The sequence below is a fragment of the Paraclostridium tenue genome, assembly GCF_039521565.1.
GTDB classification, from domain to species: Bacteria; Bacillota; Clostridia; order Peptostreptococcales; family Peptostreptococcaceae; genus Paraclostridium; species Paraclostridium tenue.
The window spans coordinates 13,385-27,773 of the sequence record NZ_BAAACP010000013.1 but is presented as its reverse complement, the minus strand read 5'-3'; the positions used below and the strand labels follow the sequence as shown (position 1 = coordinate 27,773).

Here is a 14,389-nt window from a genome sequence, read left to right as displayed (position 1 = left end):
AAAGCAAGTTGCTTTTCTTTTTTATTTTAAATTATCTAAAGCTAAACCTATTTTAAGATCTTCTCTTACTAATATACCATTAATTTCTTTTTATAACATAATATGGTTATAGTTTTTTCAAATCCTTTTTTTGTCATTTGTATATTTTTTTAATTTTTTTGTCGAAAATTGTTGACAGTTTTGTCGAACTTTGTTACTATTAATACAAGGTTATTCCCCTGATAACCTTAAATTTTTACTCCCCAAATAAAATATATTCCCTAATAAACCCCTTTTTATAATATATTTTACCCCTTTAAAAGCCTTACTTTGATCGGTATGAAAGTAAGGCTATTATTTTTTTTACCTCATTAAAAGCATCTGATTTTCTTTCAAGATATTCACAACAATAACCTTTATATACACTGTACTTTCTATTTTCTTTATTAACTTTTATGGTTTTTACATTATAATTTCCTTCATCTTCACTAACTATAATTTGCATAATAGTATTATCATTATTTTTTCTTGTAAAATAATGATGTTTGTCATTTCCTTCATATTTCCAATCTAAATTCTCATTTATATTTTCAATATCATTAATTATTTCAGATACAGTTTCATATCTTTCTTCAGGTTTAACATTTATACATCTTTCTATTATATTTACCATACCCTTTGGTACATGTGGCAAATACTTATTTCTTTTTGGAAACTTACCACTAGCAGATGCAAGTTTTACCATGTTTATATCTTTATATTTTTTTAATTGAGTATTATATTCTAAGTTACCATTGCACATTCTATATAAAGTTGTACCTATTTGATATATATCAACTTTATTGGTTATAGATGTGCTTTTACACTGTTCAGGCGCAATGTGCTTATAGTAAACATTTCTTAATTTTCCTACTCCATCTTTATTTAAATATACAGCTGATCCAAAATCTGCTAATACAGCTTTATTTTCATTGTTTAAAAGTATATTACTAGGTTTTATATCACAATGTGAAATACCTAATTTGTGTAGATATTCAATAGCTGATAAGAAATCTAAGGAATATCTTATTATTTCTCTTATAGTTAAATTTTTTGTTTCTAATAAGTGGTGTAGTGATCCATCTTTATAATAAGGCATGGTTATATATATATTTTCATCATCATAAGAAACATGATTTATATTTATTATATTAGGATGATTAGCTTTACAAATCTTTTTTGATTCTTCAAAGTATTTATCTGGATTTTTAAAAGATGATTTTTTAATTTTTTTCATTATAAATTGTCTTCCCATTTGTGTATCTTCAACTAAATATAATTTAGAGTTAACCCCCTCTGATTTTAAAGGTTTTATTATTTTCAAATCTATATTAGTAACTATATTCATAATATAGTATCACCACCTAAAAATAATTCTAATACAACCCCCATAAATGTCACTCCTAACTGTGCTTATTGTAACTTATATATACTATGATTTTAATTCCTAAATAAACACAAAAAATACAAAAGCTTTCACACTAATTTAAATTAAGTATGAAAGCTTTTTATTATTTATTAAGTATAAGAAATAATTTAGCAGTTGCTAATGTATCACTGTCTGCCCTATGTGCATTTTTATTTTCTATATTGTAATACTCACATGCAGTTTCTAATTTTTTATTCTTACCTTTATATTCTTTATTTTGTTTTAATAGTTCTAATGTGCATATATAATTATTTATAGGTTCTAATCCCATTTTTTTTAAATAATAATTTAAAAATTTCAAATCAAATTTAGCGTTGTGAGCAATTATAGTTTTATCACCTATATATTGTCTAAACTTAGGCAAAACCTCTTCTAGACTCTTTTCATTTTCTACCATCTCATTGCTTATATTAGTTATATCAGTTATAAGACTAGGAATTATTCCATTTGGTTTTATTAGTCTAGAATAATTTCTTCCTATTTCATTATTATTTATCTCTGTAACTCCTATTTCTATAATTTCACAACCTTTATATGGGTCAAGGCCTGTTGTTTCTAAATCTACTACTACATACTCTTTATTCATAAATTGCTCCTCTCATTTTCATAAATATAAGTATATATAATTATAACAAATAAAAAAACAATGATAATATTAAATTTATCATTGCCTTAAAATGCTAATAAAAAATTAAATTTTAACTTAATTACTTTTTCGTTTTCACTTGTCCATTTTTAAATATCTTCTTAGACATCTTAGGAGTTTCTAAAAATACCAATCCATTTCCTTGCGTATTTTTGTCATAATTCAAATCTAAAGTAAATTTTATAAGTTGAGCATATATCTCTGATTCACTTAATACTCTTTTAAACTCTTTATTTGAATAATTTTTTATAAGTGCCAAAGAGCCACTTACATGAGGCGCTGCCATACTAGTTCCATCTAAGATAGCATATGAGTTATTTTTAAATGTTGATAAAATTCCAACTCCTGGAGCCATAACATCTATTAAATTATTACTATTTGAAAAATAAGCTGGTTTAGCTTTCTCATCTACAGCTCCTACTGAAATAACTTCACTATATGAAGCAGGATAAGAAAATTCATTAGTTATAGAAGTATTGTCTCCATCATTTCCAGCTGCACAAACTACCAATATATTATTATTTACAGCATTTTTAACGGCTTTATGCAGATTTTCATCATCTAAATATCCTCCTAATGACATGCTTATAATATCTACCTTTTGGCTAATTGCATAATTTATAGCATTTATAGTCCACTTATACTCACCTTCTCCATTTCTATCTAAGGCTTTTAGTATCATCAAATTACAAGCAGGTGCTACACTATGAACAATCCCAGCAACATGAGTTCCATGTCCAATATAATCATTAACTACTAATTTATTAGATTCATCATCTTTGGTAAAATTTCTAGTATGAACAATTTTATCTTTAAGAACAAAATGATTTATATCACAACCTGTATCTATAATAGCTACAGTAATACCTTCACCACCACTAGACTTACTCCAGAATTTATCAGCTCTAATCATCTTTACTCCATAAGAACTTACATTAATATCTCTACCAACTTCATTAACATTATAAGGTAATAACTTCATTTTATACATAAAAACACACCACCTAAATAAAGTTTTATACTCAATTATATACACTTAATTGTTATATTGTGATAATCACAAACGATCTGTTATTTATACAAATAAAAAAATGCTTCAAAATAATTATAAAAACTATTTTGAAACATTTTCATTTAACAATTATATCTTTTAATTTACTTAATTTTTATTTTTTATCAGATATTATTTCTTTTATTGCTCCTATGCTACCAAGTAAACCTTGAGCTTCATAAGGTACAAATACCTTATTATCACCCTTAGCCATTTCATTTAAAGCTTCTACATACTTAACAGATAACATAGCTTCATCTATGTTTGCATTTTTAAGTGCATCATATACCATTTTTACTTTACTAGCTTCAGCTTCTGCAACTTTTTTAATAGCTTCAGCTTCACCTTCTGCTTTTCTTATTTGAGCTTCTCTTTGAGCTTCTGCATGTAATATAGCAGTTTGTTTTTCTCCTTCTGCCTTTAATATTTGAGATTCTTTAAGACCTTGAGATTCAGTTATAGCAGCTTGTTTTTTACCTTCTGCTTGAAGTATCATAGCACGCTTTTCTCTTTCAGCTCTCATTTGTTTTTCCATAGCTTCTTTTATATCTTCTGGAAGTTCTATATTTTTTATTTCAACTCTTTCTACTCTAACGCCCCATTTATCAGTAGCTTCATCAAGTATAATTCTTAACTTATTATTTACATCATCTCTTGAAGATAATGTTTTATCCAATTCCATAGTACCTATTACATCTCTTAAAGTAGTTGTAGTTAAATACTTTATAGCTTGAACTAAGTTCGCTATTTCATAAGTAGCTTTAAATGAGTCTGTTATTTGATAATAAACTACAGTATCTATTGACATAGTAACATTATCTTTAGTTATAACAGCTTGTGGCGGTGAATCTATAACTTGAGTTCTAAGATCAATCCTTCTAACTACTCTATCTAATATAGGTACAACTATATTAAGACCTGACTCTCCTGTCATTTTGTACTTTCCTAATCTTTCTACAATTATAACTTCTGATTGCTTTACTATTTTAATAGTAGATATAGCTAAAACTATAACTAAAATTATTAAAACAGTAAAAAATATTGTTGTAAACATATTAAAATTTACCTCCCCTTATATTTTTTCTACTACTAATTTTACTCCATCTATATACTTTATTAAAACGTTTACATCTTTAGGTATATGTTTTGAATCAACTGAAGTTGCACTCCATACTTCTCCTTCTATTTTAACTAAACCTATACCATCTTGATTTATTTCTTTTGTCACAACTCCAATTTTTCCAATTAAAGCATTTATAGTAGATGGTTTTACTTCTTTGTTAACGTGAAAATATTTTTGTAATATTTTTCTACCAAATATTACTCCTATAATTGAAACAATACACATTATTATTATTTGAGTTCCTATTGATGAAACTATTAGTGAGGATAATCCTGCTACAAAACATCCAATAGCAAAGAATAGAGAAACAAAGCTTATGGTGCTCGACTCAATTATTAGTAATATTATCCCTATTATAATCCATGTTAAAAACATATAACCTCCTCCTTAAATATAATATATATTTATTTTAAATATTTTTGTATATTAACATATATTTTGTATCTTTATTGTAACTACTTTATAGTTTTGAATATATCACTTATAATTTCTTTTTCATTTTTACTTATATCAATATCTTTTACTTTTATATCTTCTTTATTTTCTTTTATGTATGTACCTTTTATTATAATATTATTTTTTATATTTACTTCAAACTTTGATTTATCTAATAGATAATAGGTTCCAACTCCATATTTGTAATCTTCTTTCCATTCGCCTATATATCTATAAGTATCACAAGTAAAAACTCCTACTCCACACCTTAAACCATTTTCATAGTCACCTTCATATATAGATTTATCTTTATAAAAGTACGTTCCCTTACCATTAAATAAATCATCTTTAAAATTTCCTTTATACATTTCTCCATTTTTAAATTTTAGCACTCCATATCCTTTTTTATATCCATATTTAAATTCACCTTCGTATATGTCACCATTTTCATTTGTGTAACATCCGTGTCCATTATATACATTATTTTTAAACTCTCCAATATACTTACTTCCACATGAGTAAGAATAAGTTCCCTTACCATTTAATTTATCTTCACTATACTCACCTTCATAGATATCTCCATTAATTGATATATATCTTCCTCTACCATTTCTTAACCCATCTTTAAAATTACCTATAAATTTATCTCCATTGTTGTAAGATATGATTCCTTTACCTGTTCTAAGTCCATTTTTAAACTCACCTTTATATATATCTTTATTAGGAAATGTATACATTCCAACTCCATCAATAGCTCCAAACTTAAAATCTCCACTATAAATTGACCCATCATTATATAAGTATTTGCCTATACTGTGCATTAAATCTTCTTTCCATAATCCCTCATATCTATCTTTATTAGCAAATATACAAACTCCAAATCCACTTCTTTTTCCTTTTATCAATTCTCCTTTATAAATATCTCCATTATCATATTTTATAATTTCATATTTATCATCTTTTTTAATTTTTAGATTTGATTTATATATATCATTATTAAAAAGATGACCACCTTGATTATAATTATTACCTCTTTCTCCTATTGAAAAAGATATTTTATTTGTTTGACACCCACTTATCATTTTTCTTGAAATATCTTTTCTCATTTTAATAATTCTTAAAATCAATTTAATTGATATAAAAATTCCTGATAAAATAATAAAAATCAAAAATACTATTTTAAAATATGACCTTATACTATCCATTTAAACCCCTCCTACATATATACTTATAATATAAATTTATATATGCAAGTCCCAAAAAATGATTTTAATCATACGACATATTAATACTAATAAAAAAAGACTACCTTAGAATAAATTTAGTAAGTAATATTTTTACATAACTAATTTTATCTTAAGATAGTCTATTATTTTTTATTTTTAAATTTAATATACTTTAATTTAACCTCTTATTTCTGCTGCTGTAACTATTTTATGATTTCTAAATACATAACTTGCTACAAATCCTACAATAGTACTTATAACAGCGCATATAGCCATACATATTAAAACTTCTTGTGCTGGGTTATATGCAAACATAACAGGTAATCCAGCTGAAGGTGCTGCTGTTCCTGGTGCATTGTTTACAAGTCCCATAGCTGCTACTACTACTCCACAAAGAGCTCCACTTATGAAATTTGTTATATATATTGGTATTGGATTTGCTGAAATTATATCTGCTTGAGTTAATGGTTCTATTACCACAGATATAGTATCTCTTGTGTCTCCAAATTTTAGTTTTTTAAATAATACGAAGTTTGCAAAAGATGTAGCTGATATAGATAATGCAGCTATTCCCATAGGTAGTCCAGTTAAACCTAGCATTGCTGTAAGTGCCATAGAACTTAATGGAGATGTTGATAATAAAGTAAAGAATCCTCCTATAATTAATCCCATTATTATCGGACTTGAGTCTGTAGAACCAGCGATTATATCACCTATGCTTAATAAAGTAGAATTTACTATAGGTTCTAATTGTACCCCTATCAATCTTGTTATAGGTGCCATTACAATTACCATAACTAATAAATCAAGTCCAGGTGGTACTTTTTCTTCTAAAAATTTAACTACAAATGACATTAAGTACCCTGCTATAAATCCTGGTAATATTCCTAATCCAGAACATGTTATTCCTAATAACATTGAATATACTGGTGAAACTCCTAAAGCACCCATAGTTAATGATGCTGCTGCTAAACCACCTAATTTACCACTTATTGATCCTAATTCGCTAAGAAATGGTATACCGATTGTGTTTCCTAGAAGTGAAAATTGTATTGCTTCGACTAAGAATGTAGCACATGCTGCACTTGCTAATGCCCCCATTGCTTTCATACCATGTGGTGCCTTGTAGCTAAATATAGAAAATGCGGCGAGCACCATTACTAATAGTATTGTTCCTTTTAAAACTTCCATTTTAAAGCCTCCTCTTGTCTTGTTCAAGTAGCAAAACGTTTTTCTTTCCTCTATTATAGTCTATTTTCTTACCATAGCGCAATAAATTTTCAAAATTTTTTTATTATATATAATATTTTTTATAGGTATAAAAACTAACCAGTCACTGCTTAAACTGGCTTAGTAACTGGCTTCTAGTAAATTTTTTATATTTATATTTTCATACTCTAAATCTTCTTCAAATAATTCTATAATCTTATTTAATTCTTGCTTGTATTCATCTTTATTTAATCTATAATAAAATAAATCATCTACTAAATCCATCATATCCAGATATGGATTTTCTAGTAAATAAAAATTTCCATTTTTTATATTAATAAGATTATCGAATATAAGTAATTTTTTATTTATATCTTTTATTGCTTCAATATTATGTATATCAATATCAACTATAGATTCCAAATATAGTTTAAATGTTTTTAATATTTCTATAGATAAGTCATCTAGTTTTATATTACTTTTTTTATTATGTATAGATTCTTTATATTCTTCAAACTTAGACTTTAAATCTTTATTTATTTCTATAAATGGATTTTTTATTATATCCTTAATAATTAATAATTCTCTTATTTTAATATTAGAAGATAATGTATTGTCTAATATAAATAAGTTATACGCATCAGCTAAAGGGTCATGTGCATCTCCATCAAATTCTATATTTGAATACTCTAATAAGTTTTTTAATGATACATAATTAATGCACCTAATTCCTTCATTTAAGTATTGTTTTTTTACATCTATAAATAAATCTTTTATATTATTTACAAATCTAGGATGATTGTTCTTTTGTGCACTTCTCCTATCTGTATTTGCAAAACAAGTTAAATCTAAGTTTCCAAATGTATAAATTCCTTCAATTTCTACAAAATTTCCTAACCATTTCTTAAAATCTCTCATAACTTCTTCATAGGTAGGCGCTTTGATGATATCTTCATTAGTTATTTTAGTAAGTTCCTCTATATGAGGATATATATCAATATTGCTAACAGGCTTTATTAAAGATTTAAATTTAGAAATTTTTTTATTTGCTGTATCGTATTTAATTGCCCCAATAGCAATAATATCTGCATTATTTATATCTCTTCCATATTTAGAATTTGACATATTCATCTCAAAGTCTACATATATTTTTTTCATCCCCTTCATCCTTTCTAAAACCCTAAAAATACATTTTACCAACTGTTAATTTATTTTAAGTATAATTTTATAATACATTATCTTCAATATCAATGTAAAAGAAAAAGGATGTACTAAGTACATCCTACTCAAATCTTTCTAGGAATGAATGCTTGACTCCATCTTGTTGCCAACCTAATACTGAATCCATATTTACATTTTCCGCTGCTTTAAATATAGATTTTTCAACGTCTTTAAAGTTATCACCTAAACTTTTTATAAGATCTTTTATTTCATATCTTTTGTTACCAGTCTTTTTAGCTGCTACCATACAGGCACAGTTAAGTGGCCATATACCACTATTTTGTATGAACCTTACTATATGCTCTTCCCTTATATAATATAAAGGTCTTATTATTTGTATTCCATCAAAGTTAGTAGATTTTAACTTTGGAAGCATTGTTTTAAAATTTCCTGCACATAATAAGTTTAACATCGTAGTTTCAATAACATCATCATAGTGATGTCCAAGTGCTAATTTATTACATCCTAATTCTTCTGCTTTAGAATATAATGCTCCTCTTCTCATTCTTGCACACATATAGCAAGGATAATCTTTAGCAATTTCATCTGCAATTTCAAATATTCTAGAATCAAATAGATGTATAGGTATATCTAAATATTCACAGTTATCTACTAATAATTGTCTTATATCCTTATGATATCCTGGGTCCATAGCTATAAATTCTACTTCAAAGTTTACTGGACTATGTCTTTTTAATTCTTGAAACATTTTAGCCATAAGTAAACTATCTTTTCCTCCAGATATAGCAACTGCAATTTTGTCGCCTTCCTCTACTAAGTCATAAGCTCTTATTGCTTTGATAAATTTTGACCATAAGTTTTTTCTATATCTTTTTACTATGCTTCTTTCAATATCTTTAAGTGGCTGTCTTTCATCAAAAGGAACTATAATTTCGCAGCCTTTTCCTGCTAATTCGCTCATTAAATCACCTCATTTTTTGTGAATATGCAACTTATTTTATCACAAAGCCCAATATTAGTTCAAGATATTCATACCTTATATCTAATTATTTCCCAGGAAATCATTTTATTATATATATTTTTATGAATTTCTATATTTTACATTCTTTTTTAATTTATTTAAAATTTTGTGTAACTATTTATCTATCCATACATATTATTATATTAGATAAAGATAATTCAATAAATTATTAACTATATCATATGTAAATTAATTAAGTCTAAAAAATTTATAATTATTCTTTAATTAGACATTATGTTATTAAATATTTATTAGTATGTATAACTTTTCAAAATCATTAAAAGGTAAAACAATCTTTGAAAAGCTAAATTTATAAGATTGTACTATGTATAATAAGAACTTATATAGATAAAAAAGAAAAATGGAGGTAGGATATAATGGCTACAAGAGCTGAAATGTTAACTAATATAGAAGAGCTGTGCTTTGCTTGTTTAAATTTACATCTATATCTAGATAATCATACAGAAGATATAAATGCTATGGATACTTATAATAAACTTTGCTCTGAATTTAATAAAGCTAGAATGTGTTATGAAAAAAAATATGGATCTTTAAATAACTTTGATTATCTTTCAGTCAATGTTTCTTTGAATAAATAGAAGATATTTAAACTTTAGGAAAATAAATTTTATAAAATACAATAAAATTGAAAGTTATACATAATTTATAACATCCTATAACCTTAAATAACTTCTATAGAAATATAGAAGCTACTTAAGTTTTTTTATTATATTGTAGACAAAACTCTAATTTTTGTATCTTCATCTAGTATATTAAATATACTTAAAGTTTCATACTCTAAAGCCATATAAGTTTGTAAATACTTATAAAGTACATTTAAAACTTCATACTTAACTTTATTTCTAAAGTATAATTGTAAATTAGATATATAAATCATAAAGCATTTATTCATTCTGATTTCTACATATGGTGAGTTACTATTTGCTCTAGATTTTTGAAATAATTCTTTTAACCTCATATATGCACACTCCGAGTCTCTATTGACTGCATATTCACTAAGTCTTTCATCTAAAGCATTTTCTATATCCATAACAGCATCTCTATTCATATAAAACTCTATATAATAATTATTCCTACTATATTTAAATTGGTAAAAATCAGTTATTATACACATGATTACTCTCCTTAAAAATTAACATATGATTATGATGACTTTATTAGTATTTTCAAATTATCACGATATTTATACATATAAAATAAAAAAATAAAAAGCTTTCGCTTTTTATTTTTTATAAAACTCGTCTTGCATTTGTATAAACAGATGAATAATAACCATTTAATTGAGATATTATAACTTTTTTACCACCAGATGATGCATGTATAAACTCATTATTACTTATATATATACCAACATGATTTACTGAACCATCTTTATCAGTATCAAAGAATATTAAATCCCCTTTTTGAAGATTATTTTTATTTACATATTGCCCAAATCTACTTTGTTCTCTAGATACTCTAGGTAAGTTTATTGAAGCAGCATTTTTAAATACATATTGTGTAAATCCTGAACAATCAAAAGTGTTAGGCCCTTCTGCTCCCCAAACATATGATTTTCCTAATTGCTGCTTTGCTAAATTTATAACTTTATCCGCTTTTGATGATGAGTTTATAGATTCATTTGTATTACTATTTGAGCTTATAACTCCCAAATAACTAGATGACATATATCCTATACTTCCATTATAATTTATTTTTGACCATCCATTACTTTCTGATATAACTCCTACACTTGTTCCTCTGCTTAAAGATGTAACAACTGGATAATTAGTTCCTGGCCCTTTTCTAAGATTTACTCTGCTTCCTGTTACAGATTTATTATATTTTACTGTATTATCAGCTTCTTCATTATTATTATTATTTGAGTTTATAGGCCCTAAATACTTAGATGATATATATCCTATACTTCCATTATAGTTTATCTTAGCCCAGCCATTACTTTCTGATATAAATCCTACTTTTGTTCCTTTACTTAATGCTTTTATAACTGAATAATTAGTTCCTGGTCCTTTTCTAAAGTTTACACTACTTCCAGTTACTTCTTTATCAGCTTTTACTGTATTATCAGATTCGGCATTATTATTATTTGAATTTGCAGATCCTAAGTATTTAGATGACATATACCCTATTGTTCCATTATAATTTACTTTAGCCCATCCATTACTCTCTGATATAAATCCTACTTTTGTTCCTTTACTTAATGCTTTTATAATTGAATAATTTGTTCCTGGTCCTTTTCTAAGGTTTACACTACTTCCAATTACTTTTTTTGTAGTCTTTATTGTATTGTCACCTTCTGAAGTATTATTATTTGAAGAACCAGACACATAATCTCCATGTACAAAGCCTTCTAGTCCATTATATTTTATCTTAACCCATGACCCAACAGTTTCTAAGTATTCCACTTTATAACCTTTATTTAATTTGTTTAAAGATGAGTAGTTAGTTCCTGGTCCTTTTCTAAAGTTTACTGAATTTCCAGTTATAGTTCTGTAATCAATAGTTTTTGTTTGTGAGTTTGCATCATTAACTCCATTTGCAAATGATACTCCAGTTGAGGTTGGTATTATGATTGCTGCAGAAATTAATCCGGCAACCATACTTTTTCTTTTAAAATTCATATGTAATTCTTAACTCCTCTCCCTATAAATCGGATCCATTATGTTTGTAATATAAATTATTTTATACTATAAACATTATTACAAAATTGTAAGTAATTGTCTATAATTATAAATAGTTTGCCATTTATTACATCTTCATCCAAGTAAATGTAGTTTTATTGATAAACCTAATAATTTATCTAGTTTTGTTGATGTATCTTATTTTTATATGCTAATATATTTATTAGGTTTTATTAAGGAGGTTAAGTATGAAACTTATATTAGCAGAAAAACCCTCTGTTGCAAAAACAATAGCATCATTTTTAGGTGCTAAAACTAAACATGATGGATATTTTGAAGGAAATAACTATATAGTAACTTATGCTGTTGGGCATTTAGTTTCTTTATATGATGTTAAAGATTATGATAAAGCTTATGCAGGATCTTGGAAAAGTGAAAACTTTCCATTTATACCTGATAAATTTAGATTTAAAGTTGATGCCTCTAAAAGCAAGCAATTTAATATAGTAAAATCACTTATTCATAGAAGTGATGTTGATGAAATAATAAATGCTACAGATAACGACCGAGAAGGTGAACTGATAGCTTTTTTAATTTTTCTAACAGCTAAAAATAAAAAACCAATAAAAAGAATTTTAGTAAATGAATGGACTCCAGAAGATATAAAAAGAGGTTTAAATAACTTAAAAACTGATGAACAAATGAGAAATTTACAAGCTGCAGGATATACTAGACTTATAACAGATTGGCTAATAGGAATTAACTTTACATCTATGACTACATTAAAATATGGTAATGGAAAACTTTTAAACATAGGAAGGGTAATACTTCCTACTGTAAAGTTAGTTTATGATAGAGATATGGAGATAGCAAACTTTGTTCCAAAAACATATTATGAAATAGAAGGAAATTTCAAATGTGCAAATGGTAAATATAAAGGTAAATATATAAAAGGAAAAGAATCAAAATTTGATAGTATAGATGATGCTAACAAAGTAATAGATAGTATATCTTCAAACACTGGTGTTATTAAAGAAAAAAAGGTTACGACATCTAAAGAATATGCACCTAAATTATTTAGTTTAACATCTCTTCAAGGATATATAACGTCTAAACATTCTAACTTTACTTCTGATAAAGTTTTAAAAGTCTGTCAGTCTTTGTACGAAGGTAAAGGAAAAGGTGGATATATAACATATCCAAGAACTGATTCTATATATCTGGAGGAAAGTTTAGCTAGTAAGGCATCTCAAACCTTAGAAAAACTTAAAATTGGACTTCCTTATGAGAATAAAACAAAATTTACTAAAACTAAAAGAGTTTTTGACTCTTCAAAAGTAGATAGCCATAGTGCTATAATTCCAACTTATATAATACCTAATAAGTTGACTCCTGATGAAGAAATTGTTTATAGTGCCATAAAAGATAGATTTATAGCAAACTTTATGCCACCTGCTGAGTATGAAAATACTGAAATCCATACATTTGTTGATGATAATAAGTTTTTAACTAAAGGAAAAGTGCTTAAAGTTAAAGGATATTTAGAGGTCTATAATAAAGAAGAAAAAAATGATTTACTCCCTTTAGTTAATAAAGACGAGGTTGTCGATGTTATTAATATGGATATACTAACTAAACAAACTACTCCACCTAAATCATATACAGAAGATACTTTACTTAAAGCTATGAAAAACTGTGGTAAAAATGTTTCTGATGAAGATACTACTGTTTTATCTGGATATTCTATAGGTACTTCTGCAACTCGTGCTGATGTCTTAAAGAAAATTGCAGAGGTTGGATATGTTAATAAAAAAGGTAAATCATATTATATAACTGATTTAGGTAAAAACTTAGTTGAGATATTTCCATTAAAAGATTTACTTGATGTTGATTATACTGGTAAACTTGAAAAAAGTTTAAGTGATATTCAAAGAGGCGAATTTACTAGAAGTGAATATCTGACTAATATAATGAATTTTATTGTTAATGGAGTTGAAACTATTAAAAGAGATTCAAATAAAAATATTAGTACAGAAGTTTATAGTTATAATCCTAAAACTAAGAGATATTCTAAAGGCACTTTTTCTAGTGATGGATCTAAGCAAGAAAGTTTAGGTAAATGTCCAGTTTGTCAAAATGATGTTGTTGAATGTTCTAAAGGATATATTTGTACTAATTATAAAAATTGTAAATTTGGTATTTGGAATAGTGATAGATTTCTTTTAGCTTTAAAGAAAAAGCCTACTAAAACTATGGTAAAAAGCATTCTTAAAAATGGATTTGCTAAAATCAAAGGATTAACTAGTAAAAATGGTTCTAAGTTTGATGCAATTTTAAAATACACAAAGAAAGATAATGGTTATTTTTCTTGGGATATGGAATTTGAAAAAAAAGAGGAGTAGTTTTA

13 protein-coding genes are annotated in these 14,389 nt (G+C 26.1%); 2 read left to right on the top strand and 11 right to left on the bottom strand.

All coding sequences use genetic code 11. From position 1 onward, the window contains the following. Positions 1-304 precede the first annotated feature (304 nt). From ABFX13_RS10710 to ABFX13_RS10670, 9 genes are all read right to left on the bottom strand, one after another. A complete protein-coding gene (locus ABFX13_RS10710) occupies positions 305-1,366 on the bottom strand; it encodes a serine/threonine-protein kinase (protein WP_346045795.1) in 1,062 nt (353 codons plus the stop codon). Between the two features lie 163 nt (positions 1,367-1,529). Continuing rightward, complete coding sequence (locus tag ABFX13_RS10705; protein WP_346045793.1) at positions 1,530-2,033, bottom strand: 3'-5' exonuclease; 504 nt, start codon at positions 2,031-2,033, stop codon at positions 1,530-1,532. Between the two features lie 121 nt (positions 2,034-2,154). Continuing rightward, entirely contained in the window at positions 2,155-3,084 is a 930-nt protein-coding gene (locus ABFX13_RS10700; protein WP_346045790.1) for a S8 family peptidase, read from the bottom strand. 175 nt (positions 3,085-3,259) lie between these two features. After that, positions 3,260-4,198, bottom strand: coding sequence for an SPFH domain-containing protein (locus tag ABFX13_RS10695; protein ID WP_147546458.1), 939 nt, complete (start codon positions 4,196-4,198; stop codon positions 3,260-3,262). Between the two features lie 18 nt (positions 4,199-4,216). Further along, complete coding sequence (locus ABFX13_RS10690; protein ID WP_346045788.1) at positions 4,217-4,642, bottom strand: NfeD family protein; 426 nt, start codon at positions 4,640-4,642, stop codon at positions 4,217-4,219. Positions 4,643-4,722: 80 nt separating this feature from the next. Next, complete coding sequence (locus tag ABFX13_RS10685; protein WP_346045786.1) at positions 4,723-5,907, bottom strand: MORN repeat-containing protein; 1,185 nt, start codon at positions 5,905-5,907, stop codon at positions 4,723-4,725. 198 nt (positions 5,908-6,105) lie between these two features. Next, positions 6,106-7,119, bottom strand: a complete 1,014-nt coding sequence (locus tag ABFX13_RS10680) for a PTS sugar transporter subunit IIC (RefSeq protein WP_346045784.1) — start codon at positions 7,117-7,119, stop codon at positions 6,106-6,108. Between the two features lie 159 nt (positions 7,120-7,278). Beyond that, a complete protein-coding gene (locus ABFX13_RS10675) occupies positions 7,279-8,295 on the bottom strand; it encodes a 3'-5' exonuclease (RefSeq protein WP_346045782.1) in 1,017 nt (338 codons plus the stop codon). A gap of 124 nt (positions 8,296-8,419) precedes the next feature. After that, positions 8,420-9,280, bottom strand: a complete 861-nt coding sequence (locus ABFX13_RS10670; protein WP_187004822.1) for a tRNA 2-thiocytidine biosynthesis TtcA family protein — start codon at positions 9,278-9,280, stop codon at positions 8,420-8,422. A gap of 437 nt (positions 9,281-9,717) precedes the next feature. Between ABFX13_RS10670 and ABFX13_RS10665 the strand changes: the two genes are divergently transcribed. Next, complete coding sequence (locus ABFX13_RS10665; RefSeq protein WP_346045779.1) at positions 9,718-9,939, top strand: spore coat protein CotJB; 222 nt, start codon at positions 9,718-9,720, stop codon at positions 9,937-9,939. A gap of 128 nt (positions 9,940-10,067) precedes the next feature. Here ABFX13_RS10665 and ABFX13_RS10660 read toward each other — a convergent pair whose 3' ends face one another. Beyond that, positions 10,068-10,475 (bottom strand): hypothetical protein, encoded by a 408-nt coding sequence (locus ABFX13_RS10660; RefSeq protein ID WP_346045777.1) that lies wholly within the window; start codon positions 10,473-10,475, stop codon positions 10,068-10,070. Between the two features lie 115 nt (positions 10,476-10,590). Next, positions 10,591-11,982, bottom strand: coding sequence for a C40 family peptidase (locus ABFX13_RS10655; RefSeq protein ID WP_346045775.1), 1,392 nt, complete (start codon positions 11,980-11,982; stop codon positions 10,591-10,593). A gap of 248 nt (positions 11,983-12,230) precedes the next feature. On the opposite strand from ABFX13_RS10655, the gene ABFX13_RS10650 reads away from it, so the two are divergent. Beyond that, positions 12,231-14,384, top strand: coding sequence for a type IA DNA topoisomerase (locus ABFX13_RS10650; RefSeq protein ID WP_346045773.1), 2,154 nt, complete (start codon positions 12,231-12,233; stop codon positions 14,382-14,384). Positions 14,385-14,389 lie beyond the last annotated feature (5 nt).

Coding starts and splice junctions, on each gene's coding strand:
- ABFX13_RS10700 (WP_346045790.1), bottom strand. CDS start 3,084: ATGTATAAAATGAAGTTATTACCTTATAATGTTAATGAAGTTGGTAGA.
- ABFX13_RS10680 (WP_346045784.1), bottom strand. CDS start 7,119: ATGGAAGTTTTAAAAGGAACAATACTATTAGTAATGGTGCTCGCCGCA.
- ABFX13_RS10710 (WP_346045795.1), bottom strand. CDS start 1,366: ATGAATATAGTTACTAATATAGATTTGAAAATAATAAAACCTTTAAAA.
- ABFX13_RS10665 (WP_346045779.1), top strand. CDS start 9,718: ATGGCTACAAGAGCTGAAATGTTAACTAATATAGAAGAGCTGTGCTTT.
- ABFX13_RS10670 (WP_187004822.1), bottom strand. CDS start 9,280: ATGAGCGAATTAGCAGGAAAAGGCTGCGAAATTATAGTTCCTTTTGAT.
- ABFX13_RS10655 (WP_346045775.1), bottom strand. CDS start 11,982: ATGAATTTTAAAAGAAAAAGTATGGTTGCCGGATTAATTTCTGCAGCA.
- ABFX13_RS10695 (WP_147546458.1), bottom strand. CDS start 4,198: ATGTTTACAACAATATTTTTTACTGTTTTAATAATTTTAGTTATAGTT.
- ABFX13_RS10685 (WP_346045786.1), bottom strand. CDS start 5,907: ATGGATAGTATAAGGTCATATTTTAAAATAGTATTTTTGATTTTTATT.
- ABFX13_RS10675 (WP_346045782.1), bottom strand. CDS start 8,295: ATGAAAAAAATATATGTAGACTTTGAGATGAATATGTCAAATTCTAAA.
- ABFX13_RS10650 (WP_346045773.1), top strand. CDS start 12,231: ATGAAACTTATATTAGCAGAAAAACCCTCTGTTGCAAAAACAATAGCA.
- ABFX13_RS10660 (WP_346045777.1), bottom strand. CDS start 10,475: ATGTGTATAATAACTGATTTTTACCAATTTAAATATAGTAGGAATAAT.
- ABFX13_RS10690 (WP_346045788.1), bottom strand. CDS start 4,642: ATGTTTTTAACATGGATTATAATAGGGATAATATTACTAATAATTGAG.
- ABFX13_RS10705 (WP_346045793.1), bottom strand. CDS start 2,033: ATGAATAAAGAGTATGTAGTAGTAGATTTAGAAACAACAGGCCTTGAC.